At 55.5% G+C, this 22,697-nt stretch carries 10 protein-coding genes and 2 pseudogenes; 6 read left to right on the top strand and 6 right to left on the bottom strand.

Going from position 1 to position 22,697, the window contains the following annotated elements; genetic code table 11:
- Positions 1-50 precede the first annotated feature (50 nt).
- From ACTJJ7_RS03690 to ACTJJ7_RS03680, 3 genes and pseudogenes are all read left to right on the top strand, one after another.
- Positions 51-1,058: a LysR family transcriptional regulator gene (locus tag ACTJJ7_RS03690; RefSeq protein ID WP_440965426.1), complete on the top strand. Its 1,008-nt coding sequence runs from the start codon at positions 51-53 to the stop codon at positions 1,056-1,058.
- Positions 1,059-1,422: 364 nt separating this feature from the next.
- Positions 1,423-1,911: a hypothetical protein gene (locus tag ACTJJ7_RS03685; protein WP_105737678.1), complete on the top strand. Its 489-nt coding sequence runs from the start codon at positions 1,423-1,425 to the stop codon at positions 1,909-1,911.
- Between the two features lie 603 nt (positions 1,912-2,514).
- Positions 2,515-2,664, top strand: a pseudogene (locus ACTJJ7_RS03680) (S9 family peptidase); the annotation flags it as partial.
- Positions 2,665-2,896: 232 nt separating this feature from the next.
- On the opposite strand, the gene ACTJJ7_RS03675 reads toward ACTJJ7_RS03680, so the two are convergent.
- Positions 2,897-3,490 carry a TetR/AcrR family transcriptional regulator gene (locus tag ACTJJ7_RS03675; protein ID WP_440965423.1) on the bottom strand — a complete coding sequence of 198 codons (594 nt, stop codon included), beginning with the start codon at positions 3,488-3,490 and terminating at the stop codon, positions 2,897-2,899.
- A gap of 156 nt (positions 3,491-3,646) precedes the next feature.
- Here ACTJJ7_RS03675 and ACTJJ7_RS03670 point away from each other — a divergent pair, with 156 nt between their 5' ends.
- Positions 3,647-4,045 (top strand): RidA family protein, encoded by a 399-nt coding sequence (locus ACTJJ7_RS03670; RefSeq protein WP_105737682.1) that lies wholly within the window; start codon positions 3,647-3,649, stop codon positions 4,043-4,045.
- Positions 4,046-4,199: 154 nt separating this feature from the next.
- A pseudogene (locus ACTJJ7_RS03665) lies at positions 4,200-4,346 on the top strand (Tn3 family transposase); the annotation flags it as partial.
- A 274-nt stretch (positions 4,347-4,620) separates the two neighbouring features.
- Here the strand turns inward: ACTJJ7_RS03665 and ACTJJ7_RS03660 are convergent.
- Positions 4,621-5,694 (bottom strand): DJ-1/PfpI family protein, encoded by a 1,074-nt coding sequence (locus tag ACTJJ7_RS03660; protein WP_440965421.1) that lies wholly within the window; start codon positions 5,692-5,694, stop codon positions 4,621-4,623.
- A gap of 86 nt (positions 5,695-5,780) precedes the next feature.
- Between ACTJJ7_RS03660 and ACTJJ7_RS03655 the strand changes: the two genes are divergently transcribed.
- Positions 5,781-6,776 carry a GlxA family transcriptional regulator gene (locus ACTJJ7_RS03655; RefSeq protein WP_440965419.1) on the top strand — a complete coding sequence of 332 codons (996 nt, stop codon included), beginning with the start codon at positions 5,781-5,783 and terminating at the stop codon, positions 6,774-6,776.
- Positions 6,777-7,103: 327 nt separating this feature from the next.
- On the opposite strand, the gene ACTJJ7_RS03650 is transcribed toward ACTJJ7_RS03655, so the two are convergent.
- From ACTJJ7_RS03650 to ACTJJ7_RS03635, 4 genes are all read right to left on the bottom strand, one after another.
- The gene (locus ACTJJ7_RS03650) at positions 7,104-7,601 is read right to left on the bottom strand and encodes an N-acetyltransferase family protein (protein WP_440965417.1); all 498 of its coding nucleotides are present in this window, start codon (positions 7,599-7,601) and stop codon (positions 7,104-7,106) included.
- A gap of 73 nt (positions 7,602-7,674) precedes the next feature.
- On the bottom strand, positions 7,675-9,264 hold the full coding sequence (locus tag ACTJJ7_RS03645; RefSeq protein WP_105737690.1) for an HlyD family type I secretion periplasmic adaptor subunit: 1,590 nt from the start codon (positions 9,262-9,264) through the stop codon (positions 7,675-7,677).
- The gene (locus tag ACTJJ7_RS03640) at positions 9,261-11,447 is read right to left on the bottom strand and encodes a type I secretion system permease/ATPase (protein ID WP_440965414.1); all 2,187 of its coding nucleotides are present in this window, start codon (positions 11,445-11,447) and stop codon (positions 9,261-9,263) included. Before ACTJJ7_RS03640 ends, ACTJJ7_RS03645 begins: the two co-directional genes overlap by 4 nt.
- A gap of 732 nt (positions 11,448-12,179) precedes the next feature.
- Positions 12,180-21,674 carry a hypothetical protein gene (locus tag ACTJJ7_RS03635; RefSeq protein WP_440965412.1) on the bottom strand — a complete coding sequence of 3,165 codons (9,495 nt, stop codon included), beginning with the start codon at positions 21,672-21,674 and terminating at the stop codon, positions 12,180-12,182.
- Positions 21,675-22,697 lie beyond the last annotated feature (1,023 nt).

Genomic DNA, 22,697 nt, shown 5'->3' with positions numbered 1-22,697 from the left:
ATTTAGTCATGAAAATTTTTTCGTTGATATAGAAATATCATTGGAACTTCATGCAGCTACGATATGATCTGGCAAAAATTGCAGCAATTTCAGAGGGTAAAAAGGTGAGATCTGGCAAAGATCATATCAGTTTGCGCCAAGTAGAGATTTTTCGCGCGACCATGAAGTTTGGCACCGTCACAGCTGCCGCAGCGGCCCTTGGTTCTTCGCAGCCAACCATTACGCGCGAGTTATCACGGCTGGAGGAACATATCGGCTTTCGCCTGTTTGAACGGCGTCTGCAAAGACTGGTGCCAACGGCCAGAGCGCTCAAGCTTTTTGAGGAAGTGCAAGCCTCATTCATCGGTCTGGACCGTATCAATGATTTTATCGATCGTCTGCGCGATGCTTCGGAAGAAGTGCTGACGGTCGCTTCTCTGCCGGCCTTTGCACAGGCGATTTTGCCTGAAGCGGTCGCGCGATTAAATGCTACCCATCCTGATTTGACACTGCAAATCAGTACGGTCGACCCCCGCAATCAATCAAGTATCTCCGGCTTCAATTTTGATGTCGGCCTGATCGAGGGTGTTTATACCGAAAGAGATGCGGAATCGCGAATATTATGGGTGTTCCAGCTCGTCGCCATCATGCATCCAGATCATCCTCTGGCGCAACGAAACTATGTTGAGCCGCACGACTTTGAAGGCGTCAATTTCATCAGTCTCGGTTCTCAAGACCCGTACCGGCTGAGTGTGGAACGTGTATTCGACACGGCAGGCACGCAAAGACGGCTGTTCCTGTCATCGCAGTCGGCCAGCAGCGTGTGCGAATTGGTGCTAAAAGGGTTGGGTATTTCAATAATCAATCCGCTTACCGCGTTAAGCTATGAAAAACACGGCCTTGTTCTAAAGCCTTTTTTGCCTGCACAGGATTTTGTCCTGTCCGTTTTACGTCCAATCAATCGCCCTGTCGTCGCCAGTTCTGATGCGCTCGTGATGCATCTGTCCCAAATATGTGCGCAAATACATCACAATCTGGTCCAAAAACGCTTGGCTGTGGACGATAGAGGACGGCATTGATGAATGGCAGGCTGGTGACTGGGCCGAATCCAGGATCCGCCAAGGCAACCGTTGAGACGATAGCAGATCTCCTCTGACTCAGAGGCAAAAGGCCGTTGCATTAGTCGATCGCAGAACTCAAACTTGAATCGGCATATTTCAATAAGCAATTGGCGATCCGGTCTCGATTGTTTGGTGTCATCAGGACAATGGCGGGCAGATACAGAACGATTTGGTATATTTTTCCAGCCTGCTTGATCCTCCCGCTGCCATCAAGCAGCGTCATGCCCTTGAGGAGCTATAACTGCCACATTTCGTTTCATCCTGCCGTCCATTGTTGTACCAATGTAAAAACAGGCACCTTTAACTTTAGGGACGGACGACCATGATACGCTACCGCCATTTCATAAGCTTCATTGCTGCCGCTTCGCTGAGTGCGTTCATGGCACAGGGTGCCCTCGCCCAATCGAACGGGAAAGCAATGCCAACGAACAACCCCCGTGCCTATCTCGCGGTGTCGAACGGTACTTCGGCAACGCTTGGAGACACAATGAAACTCAGCCGCACCTCTGCACATTTCTCCCTGTTAAAAGGACAAATGATACTTCGGTATTCCGACGTGTGGAAAAGCGGCAGCGATACAGAATTCGGTGGAGATGTCTATCAGGTGCTGAATGCCGACAAGTTTTTTTCACTGAACAAAGGCAAGAACGGCTTTTGTGACAAGCCGGTTCGATGGATCACCATCAAGAATTCAGAAAATACCCTGGGTGAAGGGACTATTCGCCTTGGCATGCTGAGCATCGATGACTGGCGCAAATATAATCCCAATGCACTCGGTGCGTGCAGTGCGGATTCCTTCCAGCTCAAATAGCCCTCTTTCGGCGGGCGTACCGGTTAGGTCGAGCGGCGATTGAGTTTTTCCAGACACAATATGGCATCGGCACAGGCGCGGCCAAGCTGGCTGCCGAGTGCATCTTGCAGAGGGGAAACCGCTGACGCACCCAAAAGCACAGCGTAAAGAGCAAAGGCCCAGAACCAGTCTCTGTGGAACGATCCGTAGTGAAGTCATCGAGTTGTCGAGAAAATATGTATGGCACGGCGACCGACAGCGCAGAGTTGACAAAAATTGTGAGCGTGATCATTGCAATAGAAAAGGCAGAGCTGCGCAAATATTGAACCAGTATCGCTTGGAGTGGTTGTAGAACGATCCTCATACTTGGCCGTCCAAAGTGAACACTTAACGGACGCTTACGTAGATCCAATAGAGCGGCAAGCAAATTCGCCGTCTTCTCTCCGGTTGTACGAGCAGGTGCTATATATTTTTTTCTAACCTGGGAAAGGCAAGATCGATTAGCGTCAGACTGCGTCTGCACGAACGCTCCGCAATTTTTGTGTTGTGAGGACTAACTTAGTTATCCTCGAGCATACTTCACCACGGCTGTATTTTAAAGGACAGCGAGTATTTTATTCCCGTCATGCCAATCAGGGTGGTCTTCTTCTCGGCGCAAAAGAGTTTGTCGCCAGTGGAGCGCTGCTTCGGATTTCAGCTGGCCTAAACATTACGGTGGCGGCTGTCTCACAGCCCGGTTTCGGCGCTTCTGATGGGCCCCTAAACATTAAAGGGGCACAAATATACGGTTGAAAGCTCAAATCATAAACATCGGCCCGTTTCGGGCCCCAGTCCCGCGCGAAATCGAAGGGCGCAGAAGGGTGGGGAGCAGCCACTCAATGCGATGAGCACGAAGCGGAAGTTGCTCCAGTCGCAAGCCTCCGCAGGCTTTAAGGTTGTAGCTTCAACCGAGCATTCCGCGACGCCAAAGTCTCAGTCTGAAAGCTCGACTTCCGCCTTTAGTAGGTCACAAACGCTCCAAAAGCAGACCTGCCGCCAAGGCATGAAAAGCCGCGATCGCCTTCGGCAGCACGCTCTGCGGGTTTTCGCTCGCGGCGATCCAGAGAGCAGCATTGAGAGCCGCGCCACTAAGCAATCGGGCCGCCGCCTCTGCGTCAAGTGGCTTGAGGATGCCTTGTACGATTAGGCGCTCCACAGTGCTCTTGGTCACCTGTAGACAACTGTTCTGGCTCGGCCACTGCGAGGGATCACCTAACTCCGCAGGTCCGTCGAGCAGAACGATGCGTTGGACTTCCGGATTTAGCGCCATCTCGATATAGGCCACCCCCTCGGCAAGCAAGCCCTGCCAATCGTTACCCGCCCGAGCCCCAATCTCTTTAGCGCGCACCGCCATTTCCATGTCAATCTGATCGACAACCGCCGCCAGGAGCCCGCGCTTGTCACCGAAGTTGTGGTAAAGCGCACCCCGTGTCAGACCGACGTCAGCCGTCAACTCGTCCATTGACGCTGCGGAGTACCCCTTTTCCGCAAAAGCCTTTCGCGCAGCCGCTATCAACTTGACGCGGTTTTCCTGCATCGTTTCGCTGCGTGTTTTCGCCATTCAATCCCTCATATTCATATACGAAGCGTATATGGACTTGACATACGATACGTATGTCGAATACCCAGCATACGTATCGTATATCAAATGAGGTGCGAGCTTGTGAAGCGTTACTCCGGGCTCAGCGGCCGTTGCCAACAATAAAGAGAGATCAGAATGACCCAACGCGAAGCAATCTTTCCTGCTAACAGGCACACTCTTTACGAGGAGCATGGCTATTCCGCTGCTATCAGATCCGGTGATCTGCTATTTGTGTCCGGACAGGTTGGCAGCCGTTCCGATGGAACACCCGAACCCCATTTTGAACGCCAAGTACGGCTGGCCTTTGAAAACCTGAAGGCCACGCTGGACGCAGCGGGCTGCACGATGGATGATATCGTGGACGTAACCACCTTCCACACTGACCCTGAAAACCAGTTCGGAACTATTATGGCTGTCAAGCAACAGATTTTCAGCAAGCCGCCCTACCCGAATTGGACTGCGCTCGGCGTAAACTGGCTCGCCGGCTTCGACTTTGAGATAAAGGTCATCGCCCGTATTCCGGTAAATACTTGACATCGCCACACCCCGGCTGCCCGGGAAATTGCCATATTCTGTCGCACGCGCGTTCCCGAAGAAGGCTCTTGCGATGGAGTTTGCGAAAGCTCGATGACCGCTATGGGACTCAATCCAGACCCTTCATTGTGCTTGTCCCGAACGGCGGTGACGGGTCGAAGGCGGCGGCGGCAGCAATCTTGTATTCGCCCTCTGTCATCCGCTCGGCTTCGCATTCGTGCCGCGCATCTCCGATCTCGACGGGCGATGTCTCTATGGCTTCGAACCGGCCAAGCAATATGGAATTCTTCAGAATGTCATGGTCTCCGTATGGCGGCCATGGCCGCTGCCGCGATTGGCTCACCGGGGAATTCCGCGCACTTGGCGCCGGCGCTCGGGTTAATGCGCTGGCCCTGCATCTTGTGTCATGGTTGCAGGGGGAGCAGCCGTGGCTATGGCCTTCCGCGACGAAACTTTCATCCGCAGCGAGGTGGCCGGAATCGAACACTGGCTAACAGCTTTGCCGCACACTACTCCATCCAACTGACCAAGGCGCGTCGATGTTCGTCACCTTACTGAAAATTTGCAACAAAGTCCTATTCTCTACGCGCATATTCAAGTTGGAGTGCAACCAGATCTGCAGTTTCGTGGCCGTAGCGGGCCGCAATCGTTTCAAGCGTGGTGTCGAGAGACTTCGAAGAAGCGGCCTTTTGGTCAAAGAGTAACTCGACATAGCCCTTATTGTTCTCCTTATCCGGCACGAGGACAAGGCCATGCCGCGATTTCACACGGTTGTTTCCTGATATAGCGATCGCTTGTGAACGATATGTTCTCGACCATGCATCGGCACTGAGAGCCAGTGCGATTTCGTCAAAGCCCTCTGTAATGGGAATGGATAAGATCTCGTGTGTCCAAAATGCGAGGTAGTTTCGAGCAATGAGCCCTGCGCGTCCCACCGTCAGGTGAAATGGCGCGGAAACATGCGCTGAAGTCCAGTCTTCAATACCGAGTTCTGTCGCCGTGGCTTTGGCTCTTGCATATCCCGCCATTGCTTCAACCAGGGCAAGGCTTGCCGGGATAGACGCGGTAACGCCGGTGGTGGTCATGACGTTGTGGTCTACGACATAACGTTTGTCGCGAATCCATCTTGTCTTTGGGAACTGTCGCGCAATACCATCGAACGCATACCAGTGCGTTGTTGCACCCCGTCCCTGCAGAATACCTGCCCGTGCGGCGATCCATGCTCCCTCACAGATAGCGACAACGAATGCTCGCTTTTGCGCTTGCTCCTGCACCCAGTTGACGATGGCGTCACTTCTGTTGTCGTGCATGGCCGGCACAATCAGAACGTCCGCACCTGCAGGGTAAACTTTGTCAAATGTTTCCATCGTCATATCCGATTCAATGGCGAGCGCTGGCATCAGGTTGATTGTGCCCGCTTGCGTGGAGACGATGACGATATCGGCAACGTCAGCTGACTTCAAAACACCGTAAGGCACAACGAGATCAGTCGTCTCCGTGCCCGCATTATCCGCCACAATCGCAACGAGTGGCCGAACCCGTTCAGCCTTAACGGCAGGCAGTTGAATGCGGTCGATATCTGCGGCCGCTGAAGGCCCAGACAAGATGAGGAGACATAGGAGAAAGGTTTTCCAGATTGGCTGACGCATGAAGATTCCCAACTTTGAAGACGGCATCCCAACATATGCGTACATTGCCTCTGGCGAAAATGACAAAGTTATCGCATTTTACGCCAATGAACACGCAATCTGGAACGACAACACGAATCCTCCTGATCGGCTACGAAGGCGTGCAAGCCTTGGATGTAGTCGGTCCTATGGAAGTATTCGCAGCAGCAAATCTCTTTAAGTCCGAACACACTCCGCCATATGAACTTCTGCTCGCATCTCCGACAGGAGGATCGATTAAATGTAGTTCGGCAGGCGGTATTCATCTTGGCGATGCCATCGCGCTCGATGCCGTTCCCAATAATATTGATACGGTCATTGTGGCGGGTGGCAGCGAGGATGCACTAAGGAAGGTAATCTTCGAGACCAGCCTGATCGCATGGCTGAAATTACGTGTCTCAAGCACTCGCCGTCTGGCCAGCGTATGCACTGGGGCTTTCGTACTTGCTGCAGGTGGCTTTCTGGACGGAAAACGCGCAACAACTCATTGGAATTCAACCGGCTTGCTCAAACAGTTGCGACCTCAGATCGAGGTCGAGCCAGACGCGATCTTTGTAGCCGAGCCACCAGTTTACACATCTGCCGGAATTACGGCGGGAATTGATCTGTGCCTCGCTTTGGTTGAAGCCGATTGCGGGGCGCAAACGGCTCTGTCCGTCGCCCGTCAGTTGGTGCTGTTCATGCGCAGGCCTGGAGGGCAGGCTCAGTTCAGCTCGAGCCTCGCGGTCCAAGTCAGAGCGACGCCACGACTGCGAAAGTTGGTCACCGAAATTCTCGAAGATCCCACCGGCGATCTATCCGGCCCTGTTCTTGCTATGAGAGCTGGCATGAGCGAGCGAACCTTTTCGCGCTTATTCCATAAGGAAACAGGCACGACTCCAGCCCATTTTGTCGAGACCGCACGGATCGGGCGAGCAAAAATGTTGCTAGAAACGTCAAACTGGCCATTGGCCCGCATTGCCGAACATTCCGGCTTCGGCAGCCTCCATGCCTTGCACCGCGTATTTCGGAAACGACTCGGAATTACGCCTGCCTTTTATCGTGATTGCTTCAGCGCCATTTAATTTTCCCCAATTACCGACGGGATCCTTAGCGCAGTACCCCCCTCCCGCAAACAACCCCGCCGCCGCCGCACATCCCCGTTGGCAGATTTGGTACCTTGGTCTTTCGCAGTTTGAAATCAACCATCGCAGCTTCGGGCCGGCAGGGCCACGTAAATATCCCATGGTGGTGGTAAGTACCCGGACCGGCAATTCAATTGTCAATCGGTCACTTCGATCATTGATTGAGAATGTTCGGAACGGATGGCGCGAACTCTTACCCTTGAACTAGGCACGTTGTCTAATTGGTCTCAACGTGGGCACTCCGCGTGCTCGTTACCATGACGCGCACTATGTTTCATTGACCGCCAGAAGATAACTTCCTCCGATGCAGATTGCGCCACTGGATCGTAGAAGCCGGTCGGTTTGCTTGATGGCCGTCCCCGTGGAGACGTGCACAAGGACCTGCCTGGCATTGCGTGAACGAGACCAAATCACGATCCCGCGGAGCAATCTCTTGAAGACCTTTGCCGAGAGAAAAGGGCCACATTCCTCGGCATCAACGGCAAGCAGGTGTGTTGTTGTCATCACGCCTCCATCCCCCAGTGCGTATTCTCCTGCGGTAATCCATGCCAGACCGACAACTTTGCCTTTGGCTTCCGCAACGATCAAACACTGGTGTGGGGCTGGATTGCGGGCTTGGTGTTCAATAGCAGCGTACTTCTTCTCGGAAAATGGAATGTCTGCGAATACTGTCCTGGCATGATGTTTGCGCACGTGCTGATAAAAACTCGCCCAATCCTCATCCTTGGGTAACCTGACATTGATCGTGCTTGTTTGCTGTGTCATCAGAACCTCAGTGGATCACGGGATACAATTACAATGAATGCTGTCTTTCTACTGTGGCCGGCAGCATCTCCCCTCACCTTTCCTGCATAGCCTGTGACGAGATTTCGGCGAGCGGCGAGAACAGATATTCGAGAATGCGGCGCTTTCCGGTCTTCACCTCCACGGTCACGGACATGCCGGGGGAGAGCGGCATGGGTTTGCCATCAACGTTGATGATGGTCACATCCGGCCGGATGGTGACGGGGAAGACCAGATTCTGCATGCGCTGGGCATTGCCGGTGGGAATGATGCTCTGCAGCTCCTTGGCGGCGGCACCTTCCAGCGCTTGAGCATCCGGTTCGGGAATGGCGTCGGTGGCAACGCGGGTCACCTTGCCTTCGATGATGCCGTAGCGGGTGAAGGGGAAGGCCTCGACCTTGATGACGGCGGTCTGGCCGCCTCGCACAAAGCCGATGTCGCGGTTGGGAAGATAGGCCTCGATCTCGAGCGCAGCGTTTTCCGGGACAATGCGCATCAGTTCGCTGCCTGCGGTGACGACCTGGCCGATGGTGGTGACGGCCGACGCTTGCACGGTGCCATCGATCGGGCTCAGAATGGTCATGGAGGAGCGGCGCTTGCTCGCCTTGATCAGCTGCTGTTCGAGTTCATCGACGCGGCGCGCCGCTTCCGACTGCTTCTGCACATTGTCGGAGAGGAAGCTGCCCACGAGCTTTGCCGCCTCGCTGACCGCGACCTCAAGCGCGGCCCGCGCCGCGGCCAGCTGGCCGGTCTGGGTGACGAGACTGGCCTCGGCCTCCTGCTGCGATTGCAATGCGTCGATGACCTGGGCGCGGGAACCGGCCGCCGTCGGGATCAGCTCCGTGCGCATAGAGACGCGTTCGGTCAGGGTTTTGACCAGAGCCGTCTGCGCGGCGATCGTCCGGGTCAGGCTGTCGATCTCGGTCTGGCGCTGACGCCGCGTCGCGTCGAGATTGGCAAGCGACGAGTGCAGCTGCGATGTATCGGCCCGGTAGATCAGCTGTTCGCGGCGGCGGATCGGTTCGGAGATCCCATCCGGAAAGGCCAGCGGCCGCTCGGTGATGCGGCCGATGTTCCAGATACCTCTCTCCTGCCATTCGGTAACGGTCGCCAGCACCGCCTCGCGGCGGGTGACTTCGGCGCGAAACGCCTGAAGGCTGACGGCAAATGCCGTTTCCTCCGACTTGATCTCCGTGTCATCGAGCGCAACCAGCATATCGCCCGCCTTGACCTGGCTGCCATTGGTGACCTGAACGGTCTTTGTCCGGCCGAGCTCGATCGACTGCACCATCTTGACGCGTCCCGCTGGCTGCACCTTGCCCTGCGCCGTTGCCACAATGTCGAATGTACCAAAATAGCTCCAGACAAGCGCACTCGTCGCCAGGATGCAGATGAACCAGATGAAGGCGGTGCGGATGGGCGAGGCCGGTGTTTCCAGGATCTCCAGCGCCGCCGGCAGGAACTCATTGTCGGCGCGCTGGCGTTTGATCGCCTTCAGTGCTTTCGCCGTGACTTTTTCCTGTCCGGGTTCTTGCCGCGCGGAAGCGGGTTGATCAGGATCGACCCGACCGGCCTCAGCGCGTTCCAGCTTTACCTGTTCAGGTTTTGAGGGCGCGGCCTCCAGAGGTGCCTCGAGAGGTTTCATGCCTGATTGCTCCCCGACTGCAGCTGCCAAAGATGGGCGTAGAGGCCATCCTTTCTGGCCACAAGCGTCTCGTGCGTTCCCTCTTCGACAATCCGCCCATCCCTCATGCCGATGATGCGGTTGCAGTAACGCACGGTGGCAAGCCTGTGGGCGATGATGATCACGGTGCGGCCGCGCACGATCTCGCGCATATTGGCAAGGATGATCCGCTCGCTCTCATAGTCGAGCGCACTGGTGGCCTCATCGAGAATGAGGATCGGCGGGTTGGTGGCAAGCGCCCGGGCAATGGCCAGCCGCTGGCGCTGGCCGCCGGAAAGATTGGCACCGCGCTCCTCGATCAGCGTGTCATAGCCGCGCGGCAGTTTTGAGATGAACTCGTCGGCACCCGACAATTGCGCCATGCGCATGGCCGCTTCGCGTGACATGGCGGGATTGGCCAGCACGATATTGTCGTGGATGGTGCGGTTGAACAGCATGTTCTCCTGCAGCACCACGCCGATATTGGAGCGCAGCCAAGCGGGATCGACCTGGGCAATGTCCTGCCCGTCCATGAACACCTGGCCATTGCTGGGGATATAGAAGCGCTGCACCAGCTTGGTCAGGGTCGACTTGCCCGATCCCGACGGGCCGACAATGCCGATGACTTCGCCGGGTCTGACCGTCAGGTTGATATCCTTCAAAACATCCTGCGCATCGGGCGCATAGCGGAAGGTCACCGCCTTGAAGGTCAGGGCACCCTTGGGTGCCGGCAGCGAGACGGCAATGGCCGGGCGCGGCTCCTGCGGTGCATTGAGAATATCGGCAAGGCGCGAGACCGAGACCTGCACCTGCTGAAAGTCCTGCCAGAGCTGCGACAGGCGCAGGATCGGCTGCGCCACCTGACCCGCGATCATGTTGAAGGCGACCAGCGCGCCGACGGTCAGTTCGCCATTGATCACCGCCTGCGCCCCGAAGAGGAGAAGCGCGGCACTCGTGACCTTGCTGACATATTGAATGGCATTCTGGCCCTTGGCGGCCAGCATGGTGGCGGCAAAGGACGAACGGATATAGGCGGCAAGCCGCTCCTCCCACTGCGCCGCGACAACCGGCTCGACAGCGGCCGCCTTCAGCGTCTGCACCCCGACTACCGTTTCCACCAGCAATTGCTGGCTGAAAGCACCGCGGTCGAACTTCTCGTCGATGCGTTCCTTCAAAAACGGCCGGATGAGAAAGCCGATGGCGAGATAGAAGGGAATAGAGGCAACGACGATCCAGGCGAGCTTTGCCGAATAGGCAAACAGCACGAAGATGAAGATGATGGTGAAGATGAAGTCGAGGCCGGAGAACAGGCCCTGCCCGGTCAGAAAGTTGCGGATGGTTTCAAGCTCGCGCACCCGCGCCACGGTCTGGCCCGCCGCCCGTGTCTCGAAATAGCTGAGCGGCAGGTTGAGCAGGTGCCGGAACAGCCGCCGTCCGAGCTCCACATCGATGCGGTTGGTCGTGTGCGACAGCGCATAGGTGCGCAAGTACTGGAGGACCACATCGAACAGCCCGATGGCGGCAAGCCCCACCACCAAAACGATCAGCGTGGAATAGCTGCGATGCGCCAGCACCTTGTCGACCACCACCTGGAAGAACAGCGGCGTGACGAGGGCAAACAGCTGGACGAACAGCGAGGCCAAAAGCACATGGCCGAGCGAGCGGCGATAGCGCCACAGCGAGGGCAGGAACCATTTGAAGCCGAACGTGTCGCGCGACACACCCGCCCCCGCGAACCGCCGCTGCACCAGGATGAACGTGCCGCCGGTCAGCTGCAAAGCTTCCGCAACCGGCACCTCGCGCGAGCGGAAATCCACCGGATCGACCAGCCGGCACATCCCCTCGGCATTCGCTCCGCCAAAGATCGCAAACGAGCCATCGATAAGGCAGGCAATCGCCGGCACCGGCAGCGCCGCGATCCGCTTGCCGTCCCGCGCCACAACCTTGCGCGCCTTCAGGCCGATCGAACTTGCCGCCCGCAGGATATCGTCGGCCCCCGCCGCACCCGTCAGCGCATACTCCCGCGCCAGCGTCTCCGGCCGTGATGCAATCCGGTAAAAGCCGGCAATCGCCACAAGCGCGGACAAGCCGCTGTCCGCTGCACGCGCCTCAGGCACACCGCCCGCCGCCGAAGGATCAACATCCCCCGAACTCACCCTGTCCATTTCAACGACCACCCCATGCGGGCCATTCTTGGCCCGCTGTTATTTGTACCCGACGGCTATTTGCCAACATATTCACAGAAATAGCTTTGTATCTGGATGCACCGCGGCCTCAACCTCAGGAAACACCTGCTGCTTACTTGCTAACCTGTATGTGTACCGTCGTATATGTGGGCGAACCATCATGCCAGTCGGCAACCAAATCTACCTTGTCTGAGCCGTTGAAGGCCGGGTCAGACGTGTAGTAAATAACCGCGGCTCTGTATTTCCTGGAATTGCACTTGAACCTGACGTTATCCTTGGGAATATCCGGAAACACGGCTTCCCCGACAACGTCAACCTTTCCATGAGCAGGCGCTGACGTTACGCGCATCTTTGGGACAGCTCCCGCAGAGCAATCTTCCTTCACCTGGAAATTGCTCCAGATTTTGGTCCTCTTTCCCGATACTGCAGGCTTTAACGCGGATACATTCGCCGCATTGGTTGATGTAGGCCCCTTATAATTGACACACCCCGACAATAGTATCGCTGATCCAATCAACGCACACATCGCCATCTCCCGTATTGCAATCATGACATCCCCGTTCAAATGAACTCTACCAATTGTGATCCGCGCAAAACGCGTTGCCGAGCTAGTTCAACAGGTCCGTTTTTCCAGTCGTCCTCGCAAAGCATTTTAGATCGAGAGTCAAAGGGGCGGCGCACAAAACGACGTCCCTGAGATACCGCCGACTGTCAGGCTGCTGGCACGTTTGCCTGCGACGAGCGATAGGCGAGCGTTGCATCGCCAACCAGACGCCGTGTGGTGCCATCCAGCATCTCATAGGAACTCGTGCCGGTCAGGGCCGATCCATCCGGGAACTGCGCCGCCCCATCAATGGACGGTATGAGATTGATGAGCTTGATCCCGGCTTCCGACATGGTCTTCAGCTCACCCGGATCCGTGATGCTGTTCTGGTTGGCATCCTGCCAGACACGGAACTCGTTCCAGCGCGCATCCTTGTCGTCAAGCACACCATCGTGATTAGTGTCGAATGCCAGCCGCAGACCCTCGAGATCTGAGGCCGGATGTCCAAGAGCTGCAACGTCTTCAGCTGTTGCCCACAGCGAGAACGCGATTTCCCGTGCCTGATCGATGACGCCGTCTCCCCCTGCCTGTCCATTTGAGCCGAGATCAATCGCGAGCATGCCGTCCTGCGGACCGACCCAGGCGGTTCCATCACGGACACCATCGCCATCCCAGTCAAAGCGCGGCCCGTTGTTCTTGGCGAACTCCGCAGGATCAAACGGACGAAGATCGATATGGTTGTCGCCATTCAGGTCGAAAAGAACCGGTTGGCCATGTGTGCCTGACCCACCTCCGCCGCTCGGGGTATGGGCTTCCAGATAGCCTGGGAATGTTTGAGTCAAATTAAAAGTGTGGCGGGAGGGAACTTGTTCGCCCCCATAAGCTTGGCGCCCTTCTCTCCATCCGTTGATCATGAAATGCGACAACATGGATCCATTCCAGTTCTGACGCACGTCCGGGTAGGTCCGCATGTAAAAAATGGCATCGAAGTGATCGAGTACATACTGCGCATTGGCTCGTTCCACATCATCGATTGTGGCCTGCCCTGTGAGCGCACCGGCGGAATTGAACCATTTGGTCAGCATGACCTGCTGGGAGCCGGGATCAAACGTATATTCAATCCTTGACCCATCATCGTAAAAGTCCGTTTCACGGGTTTTGCGTCCTTGCGGATCAAATTGTGAGCCCCACCAACTCATAGGAGAGGTGTTGCCGTAGTCAAAACCGTTCTCATCATGGTGACCGTCGTCATAGTAAATGGTCTCGTACATGCGCCGCCCTTGCGCATCATAATGCTCACCCCACCAACTGCGATCGGAAGAATTACTGAAATCAAACCCATTGTCGTCTCGCGTGCCGTCGTCATTGTAGACGGTTTCGCTTGTCTTCTGTCCGGCGCTGTTGAAGTTCTGTGTGACACTCGACCAAGGCTGTGCGTTGGCGACATCATAGGTATAGGCCGTTCTGGTTCCGTCATCGTTATAATTCAACTGATACGTCTTGCGGTCAGCCGTGTCGAAATACTGATCGACGCGCGACCAGGGCTGACTATTGCTCGGATCGAAGGTAATCGCCATTCGCGTACCATCGTCGTTGAACTGGTTCTGATAAGTGAGGTGATCTGCGCTTTCAAAATACTGCTCGATCCGCGACCAGGGCTGCGTGTTCGCTACATCATAGGTGTAGGCGTTTCTGGTTCCATTATCATTGTAATTCAACTGATATGTCTTGCGGTCGGCCGTATCGAAATACTGATCAACGCGCGACCAGGGCTGGCTATTGCTCGGATCGAAGGTAATCGCCATTCGCGTACCGTCGTCGTTGAACTGGTTCTGATAAGTGAGGTGATCTGCGCTTTCAAAATACTGCTCGATCCGCGACCAGGGCTGTGTGTTGGCCTGATCCCATGTCCAGGTATTCCTGGTCCCATTGCGGTTGACATTGTTCTGATAGACCAGGCGACCTGCAGCATCAAAGGTCTGTTCGTACCGTGACCAGGGCTGACTGTTGCCCGGGTCATACCAAACCGTCTGTTTCGTTCCGTCTCGGTTGAACTGGCTCTGAACGACAAGCCGATCAGACGTATCAAAGCTTTGCTCGATCCTTGACCAAGTCTGCGTGTTCGCCGGATCCCACGTCCAGGTCCCCCTGGTCCCGTCGTGGTTGACATTATTCTGAAAGACAAGCCGGTCAGACGTATCAAATTTCTGCTCGTACCGGGTCAACGGCTGGGTACTGTAATCATACAGGATCAGCCAGCGCGTCCCATCATCCATGTACTGGGTTTCAGAAAGCTTCTTGCCATCGGCATTGAATGTCTGTTCAACCCTCGACCATGGGTTGGTATTGAGCGGATCATAGAGCGTTGCCGTGGTCGGGACACCCTTTTTGTTGGCACGCACAACGCTCAGAGTTTGACCACTTGCAGCGTCGAAGGTCGATGCAGTCGATGTTCCGTCATTGGCCAAAAGTGTCTCTGCAGTCTTGCGGCCCTGACCGTCCGTTGTCAGCTCGTGCAGCAATTTGCCCGATGCTGTTATGTTATCGACCACGGTCTGCTTCAGTGAGCCGTCAGCATTCTTGTCCACTGATGTCAGCGTGACCGAACCGTCCCTGCGGGCAGTGGATGTTTCGATGTGATCATAGACACCGTGATTGCCGGTATCCTTGCTGAGAGTCGTGGTGAGACCATCGGCGCTCGTCGTCTGGATGCCCCGCGCCTTGACGCTGCCGTCGGCATTGCTCTCGATGATCGTCGCTATGAACGAACCGTCGAGCTGTTTCTCCTCGAGCATATAGACTTCATAGGTGCCATTGCCGTCATAATCGGAACTGACAATTCGCGTAATACCATCCAGAGAAATGGTCGTCAGGATCTTTGCGGCAATCGCGTGCTGCCAATTCACTTGACCAGAGACCAGATTGCTCAGGTCGCGCGCTTCGGCATTGTTCACAATGGTATCGGTAATTGCACCGTTCACTTCGACAATTCGGGTTTCGGTCTGATCGACAGTGCCGTTTCCGTTCGTATCCTTGTTCGTGGTGCGGGTTCTGCCATCAGCGCTGACGCTGACCGTCGTTTTTGCGACGAGTTTGCCGGCATCATCCGTATCGGTCATCACGCTGCTTTGACTACCGTCGGCATTCAATGCATTGATAGCCGTGCGCCTGCGGTCAACGACACCGGTCCCGGCAAGATCCCATTCTGTGGTTGTCGTCAGACCATCGGCCGAAACCTTTGCTGTCGTCCGGTTGGCGATTGTACCGTCTGCACGCAGACCCGTGATGGTTGATGTCACCGAACCATCCACGGCCTGAATGCGCTGTTCGGTCTGATCAACCTTGCCGTCGCCGTCGGCATCCCGCTCGATCGTTACACGGCGATTGTCGGGGCTCGTTCTGGTGACGGATCTATCCAGGAGCAGACCGGCAATGCTCGAGGTCGTTGCGGTATTGACCACAGAGCCATCGGCCAGAACATCGCTCACATTCTTCAGGATGCGCGATGCCTGTCCCGTCCTGTCCTCCTGCGTCGTGATCGTGCGGCCGTCTGCGCTTTGCGTGGTAACCGTTTTTGAGACCAGACTTCCATCGGCCTTGGTGTTGGTAACTGTTCGCGTCTTCGTGCCATCGGCATTCAACGTCGTCACGTCCGTTGCCAACAGGTCGTAGGTACCTGTACCAGTGGTGTCACGCTTTGTCGTCACCACAAGCCCGTCAGCGGACGTCGTGATGATGTGCCGGCGATTGAATACGCCGTCTCCATATTTGGTGATCGTTTGGGTGCGGGAACCGTCACTGTTCAAAACTGTGGTTACAGTCTGCCGCCGGTTCAAAACACCGCCGCCATTGAGATCCCACTGCGCATCTCTCGAGAGACCATCAGCCGAGATGTCGATGACAGCTTTGCCCTTGAGAACGAAAGTACCGTTCGATGCTGCGAAATTATCGGTTGTCTGCGTCTTCGAGCCATTGGCATTCAGGACAGTGGTTTGGACCGTTCTCAAATCCACCGTGCCATTGCCATCGGTGTCATAGTCCGTTGTCTCGATGAGCCCGTTCGCGCTTTTCGTCACCTTCTTCGCGTCGATAATGGTGGTGCCATCGGCTGCATAATCGGTTCGCGTGCTCGTCACACTTCCGTCAGCGTTCTTGACGGTAACTTGCTTCTGGTTGAGCCTGCCGTCGCCATCATTGTCGATGGTGACAGTTGTCATGCGTCCATCAGCGCTGACGGTCGTCGTTGTCAGGCTTTCCAGAGATCCATTGGCTTTGGCGTAGGATTGGACCTGAACCGTGCTTCCGTCTGCATTGATGGTGGTCGTTTCGCTGAGCGAGCGCAGCAATGCTCCCGCTCCGTCCGTCCAGGTCGTTGTTTTGGCAAGCCCGGTTGCACTTGTGACAATAACAGTTTTGCCCGTCAGAACGTTGCCCGCATCAAACTCCCGGATTGTCCGGGTCTTGCTGCCATCAGTATTCGGCGTGATGATATCGGCCGTCGTGCGGTCAAAGGTGCCATTGCCGTCAATATCCACCTTAGTCATTGCCGCCAGGCTGTTGGGCCATGTATCCGTGACAGCTTTGCTGACGAGCGAGCCATCGGGCTTGAGCTCGCTCACAGTCTTCGTTGTGGTACCATCGGTGTTGAGCACGATGGTCGTGCGAACATCGATGACACCATCGCCGTTCAGATCATCCTCAGTGGTGATAGTGCGGCCATTTGCAGAGGTGGTGGTCACCGACGTTGAGAGCGTCGTTCCATTCAAGCTCCACGCTTTAGTGCTCTCGACTATCGAGCCGTCGGCGTTGACCGTCTTTACCGTCCTCGACGACCGATCATTCGTGCCGTTGCTGCCCTCGATGATCTGCGATCCCCACGATAACCCATTGCCAAGGATCGTGGTGATTGTCGTTTCAGTCAGGCTGGAGCCCGAATAGCTTTGCGTGGTCTTTGTGGTCGAACCATCGGGATTCAAGACCGAGGTTTCTACAACCTTCGTATCAATGACCCCGTCACCATTCAAATCCGTCTCCGTGGTCTTGATCAGACCATTGGCGTTGATGGATGTGATGGTCTTGCCCGTTGTTGCTGTGCCTGACGTGGTGACAACCGTTGTGGTTCTGCTGCCATCGGCCTGCCGCACCGTGGTGCTGACACTCTTTGCGTCAAACGTACCATTGCCGTCGACATCATCAGTCCGCGTGATCGTCAGCCTGTCGGCACTGGTTGTTATGACCGCCTTTGACAGGAGCGCGCCTGTGGAATTGGTGCGGGTCGTGGTGACTGTCTTGCTTCCATCGGCATTCAACACCTGAACATCGCTCTGATCGACATTGCCATCGCCGTCCATGTCCGTCGTAACGGTCACGGTCTTGCGGTCGGCGCTCGTCAGCGTCACCGTTTTGCTGAGCAAAGTGCCATTGCCCGCCTTTGTCGTGACTGTCTGGCTGCGGCTGCCATTGGCATTGATGACCATGCTTGTCGTGGTCACCTTGTCCGCAACGCCGTCGCCGGTCAGATCCTCTTCGACCGTCTTCGAAAGTTCATCCGCCGAAAGCGTGGTGACAACCTTGCTGACGATCGCGCCCGTGGTGCCGGTGACGGTCGTCGTATTGGTCTTGCTGCCATCGACATTAAGGACGGTGACATCGGTCGTGATTGTGTCGACAGTGCCATCGCCATTGACATCAACCGAGGTCTTCTTTGACAGACCATTGGCCGAGGTTTCGACGATCGTCCTGCCGATGAGCAACCCGTCAGGGCTAAAGCTACTGGTGGTTTCGGTTCGCGTACCATCCGCTCCAAGCACGATCGACTTGCGCGCATCGATGGCGCCATCGCCATTTGCATCCTGTTCGATCGCGATGGTCTTGCCGTCTGCACTGGTTGTCGTGGTTGACTGCGACAGGAGTGTACCGTTGCCGCTCTTTACCACCGACGTCACACTGGTCGAGCCGTTGGCGTTGTGCAGTTTGGTCGTGGTTGCAACCCTGTCAATCGTACCGTCACCATCAATATCGGTCTGGGTCGTGGAGACCAGACCGTTGGCACTCACCGTGGTGATGGTCCTGGCCGTATTGACCGATCCGGCCTGTTCTTGGGCTGTTGTCGTGACAGATCCATCGGGATTGATCACCGTCGTCTCGGTCGTTCTGGAATCGATTGTCCCGTTGCCGTCGATATCAACCGTCGTTGTCTTGACGAGGCCATTGGCGCTCACCGTCGTCACGGTTTGGCTCAAAAGCGAGCCATCACCATTGGTCTCCGTGATCGTTTGCGTGCGGCTGCCATTGGCATTGATGACCGTTGCATCGACCGTCTTCCGGTCGATCGTGCCATCACCATTCAGATCCTCCGACAGCGTTTTCGTCAGGCCGTCGGCACTAAGCGCCGTAACGGTCTTGCCATAGATCGCGCCGGATGCAGTTGTCAGCGTGGTGGTTGTGGCCGTGCTGCCATTGCCGTTCTGGACCTGGACTATGGTTCGATCGACAATGCCATCGCCATCCGCATCCGTCGTAACGGTCGTGGTCTTGCGATCGGTGCTGACCAGGGTCACTTCGTTGGCAAGCAGCGTCCCATCGCCGCTCCTTGTGGTGACCGTCTGCGTACGGCTGCCATCGGCGTTAAGAACGGTCACGTCCTTGATCGTCTCATCGATCACGCCGTCGCTGTTGATCCACTTGTCCGTGGTCTTGGTCAGGCCATCGAGGGAGTATCCGGTCGCGGTTTTCCCTTTCAGCGTGCCATTGTTGCCCTGCAGGGAGAATGCGATATGCCGCGTCTGATCGCCAAAGATGTAGATGCCATCGACCGCGATCTGGTCATAGACGCCGTCGCCATTGAGATCGACCGAGATTTTCCGCCCGATCGCATCGGTCAAAGCTTCGGTCAGCGTCTTGCTGATCAGCGTGCCATTCGGATTGAAGGTCTCCACCGTCTGCGTCGTTGTGCCATTCGCATTGATGAGGGTGGTGGTTCGAATATCCACCACGCCGTCGCCGTTCTGGTCTTCCTCGACGGAGATGGTCTTGCCGTCACCACTGGTGCGGGTGACCAGGCGCGAGAGCAGTGTTCCATCCGCGCTCTTCTGTTCCACCGTCTGGACACGGCTCTTGTCCGCACCGATGACAGTGACATCCGTCGTGATGCGATCGGCGACGCCATCACTGGTCAGGTCAGCAGATGTCGTTTTCGACAGGCCATCGGCACTGAGGCTCACAACGGACTTGTCGCGCAACGAACCATCGCTGTTGTAGCGCAGCGTCGTCGTCATCACATTGCTGGCGCTGTCGACGGATGTAACAATGCTGTCGCTTTCGTCGAACGTGCCATTGCCGGTGTGATCATATTTGACGGTCTTCGAGCGATTGTCGGCGCTCGTCACCGTTTGCGTCCTCGAAATCAGCGTTCCATCCGAATTGCGTGCATCGACCGTCCTGGTCCGGGTGCCGTCGCCGTTGAGCACCGTCGTTTCGCTGCTGACGCGCTCAAAGACCCCATCACCGTTCGAATCCGTCCGGGTGGTCTTGGTCAGACCATCTGCACTTGCCGTCACGCTGACCTGTTTGATCAATGTTCCATCGACACTGAACGCCTTCGTCGTCGTAACCGTTGACCCATCGGCATTGGTAACAAATGTCTCACTCTGATCGTTCTTGCCGTCACCATCTTGATCGAGATTGGTCGTAATCGTCTTCTTGTCGGCACCGGTGATGACCGTCGTCTTGTCAGCCACCGACCCATCCTGGCGGACATTGGTGATGGTTCGGGTACGGCTGCCGTCGCTGCCGATGATCCAATTGTCATATTGCGAGCGATCCGCGACACCATTGCCGTCATCATCATAATAGGTGAATTTGTTCAGCCCATCAGCACTTGTCGTCACATTGTTGCTGAACGCCAGGCGGCCGTCCCTGTCATACCCTTGAATGTTCTCGTTCGTCGAACCATCGGCATTGGTTGTGCTCGTCCGCTTCAGCACGTAGCCGTCCGTCTCGGTCGCGAGCGACGCATCACCAACCTTGCCCTTCGTACCGTCGGTCCGCGTGAATTCAGTAGTTCCTGTGATGGCCGACCCGTCGCCAAAGTGCTGACCACTACCCTTGGGTGTCAGGTCGATCGAGGCAATGCCGAGCTCGTCCAGCGTCTTCATCACGCCGTCGACCATCACCTTGAAATCGCCCCAACGCGCATCGCCAGCATCCAGTTTGCCATCGTGGTTGGTATCGAACACGTTGCGGATGGCTTCGAGGTCGCCCGTCGCCGACTTGTCCCATTCGGTGAAGACAAATTCGTTCGACTGGTTGATCTTGCCGTCCCCATTGACGTCAATAACGAGAACACCGGTGCCCTTTCCCGCCCAGGCGACCCGGTGCAGATAGCCATCACCGTTCAAATCGAGAAACTGCGAAGAAGAGGATAAGGAATCAACGTTCAACCCATTGCCCGAAAGATCGAGCAGAACAGGATTCATATGACCACCCGGCCCCTTGGGTCCGGATTCCTTTCCCCCACTATTTGACGTACTCCCACCGCCGTCGTAACCGCGACTGACTGGGCCACTTCTGCCCCCAACAGGTCCACCAGGACCGGATTCCTTTCCTCCGCTCATGGAAGTGCCGCCGCCGTCGTAGCCGCGACTGACCGGGCCGCTCCTGCCCCCAGCAGGACCACCAGGACCGGACTCCTTTCCTCCGCTCATGGAAGTGCCGCCGCCATCATAACCACCACCGAAATAGCCTCCAAGCGCGGCGCCAATCATCGCCCCAATCGGTCCCGCTATTCCCACGCCTATGGCCGCACCTCTGATTGCACCAGCAGAAACACCGTTCGACAGCGCACCTGCAGCATTCGCATACGATGAGGCGATCGAATCCTTTATTGCGCCAGCAACAGTAGGTCCGCCCGCGATGGCCGCCCCTATTGCAGCACCCGCCAGGCTACCCGCCGGCCCCAGGATACCGCCAATCGCGGCGCCCATTCCCGCCTGAGCGCCCATTGCTACCGCTGAGGGCGACGCCGGCGATGCAACCGCCGGAGAGGCTGCAGGTGCGCGAAATCCGCTCCAATCAGCGGGCCGCATTTGCTCACGCGGCATACCCAAGTCCGTTGGACCGTATTTTGGAGAGTGATCATCAGGGTCAAAACCGTATAGATATTGCCCAGGCCGGTTAGGCGAAATCTGGCTTATATCAGCTAGTTGTGGTGCTTTCAGAGATGTATAATTAGTATCGTAAGGATTACGAGATATTGTCGGTAGCGAAGGACGATTAGTAGACTGGCTGAGACCAAAGTTATCGTTCCAGCTCTGCGCATCATCCTCGTGTTTCCGCTGCTCCAGCGATAAGGCGACTCTCCCTAGCTCGTCAATCCCTTCGAAAACCAACTCTTTTCCAGGCTTGCCGATGTTATTGATTCCGCGCATGTATCCGGGAGTTGTATGATCAGCTTGCGAGGGACGATTCTCTTTTTTGGCTTGCGCGTCCTCTGCTGCATTAACTTTATCGAGCTCATCTGCCCAATAACCGCCAGGATCAAGTTCCATTTTTTCTCTGGCCATTATATTGTCGGGGCTGAACAATTCCTTGACTGTGTCCATGAACCCGTCAAATAATGAAGGATCAGGTTTTTTGTTTCCACCTTGTGTCCGATCACCCATCTACTCATCCCCTTTTCATTAATTTTATTTCTTCTCCACGGAAATTCTCGCTAATGCGGGTTTCCGCACTTTTTCTTTACTGACTGCTGGAACAAATAAAGTCTTCCGACTACATAAGTCTTCACATCATTCTTCGATCTCAGTCCAGGAAGATCCGTCGCTGTTCTTTCTATTAGCCTCGCCATTATATCGAATGTATCTTTACCATCTTCCGAATTACTGTCGAAACTACCTGAATACGCCGCGATCACGCCACGCCAAGTCAATATATCACCATCAAATTCCTTAGATACTTCAATGGTGCATCGGCAAAAACTGGGAGATAAATTCTTTCTATTTGAACATTCTTGGTTCATCTGTTGCACCGTCTGAAGCGGCAGCTCCGGTATCGTTTCGGCGCAAGTCAGAGTCAAAGTGAACCCGAACGAGAAAAGGAAAACTCCGGTAAATAGAAAAGTATGGTACGTCTGAAGACTTTGAATCATTGACTTGTGCTTGAGTACTGATCGAAACGTGATTACCCCCATCGCTATAATTGTTCGACATAAGTTTATCGGCGCGATAAGCCCTATATTCGGCATTTGAAACCCCACGGTCTTTACATTTGCAATTTCATCGCTGCAGTTGATGGAGAAATTCCGCATTCCTAAAATTATCGTAGCCACATATTGAATTGCCTACATCGAGTATTGCCTTCTCTATGAGACATATCTGCAGGCAATATAATTCTTGGTCGCAACTACAATACCAGAGTAAAATAAAGCTCAGTTCACCATCGACTACCATTATTCTATTCGTATGAATAGGTATCACCAAGGCCCCTAAAATGGCTCGAGCGGGCCTGGTTGGGATGTATGCAATGTGAAAGCTACCGAACAAGTATCCCGCACGGAACAGAGTTTGTCGTGCAGACTTGTTGGCGAAAATTAATGCTGTTCAAGGGGCCCCAAGACAATTGTTGGGATCCTTCGAAAAGACTGAATATAGCGGATGCATCAAACACCTGGGTGACATGCTCGCTGG

It is taken from the genome of Phyllobacterium sp. 22229 (assembly GCF_052056495.1).
In the GTDB taxonomy this organism is placed as follows: domain Bacteria; phylum Pseudomonadota; class Alphaproteobacteria; order Rhizobiales; family Rhizobiaceae; genus Phyllobacterium; species Phyllobacterium myrsinacearum.
This window is presented reverse-complemented; position numbering and strand designations above follow the sequence as displayed.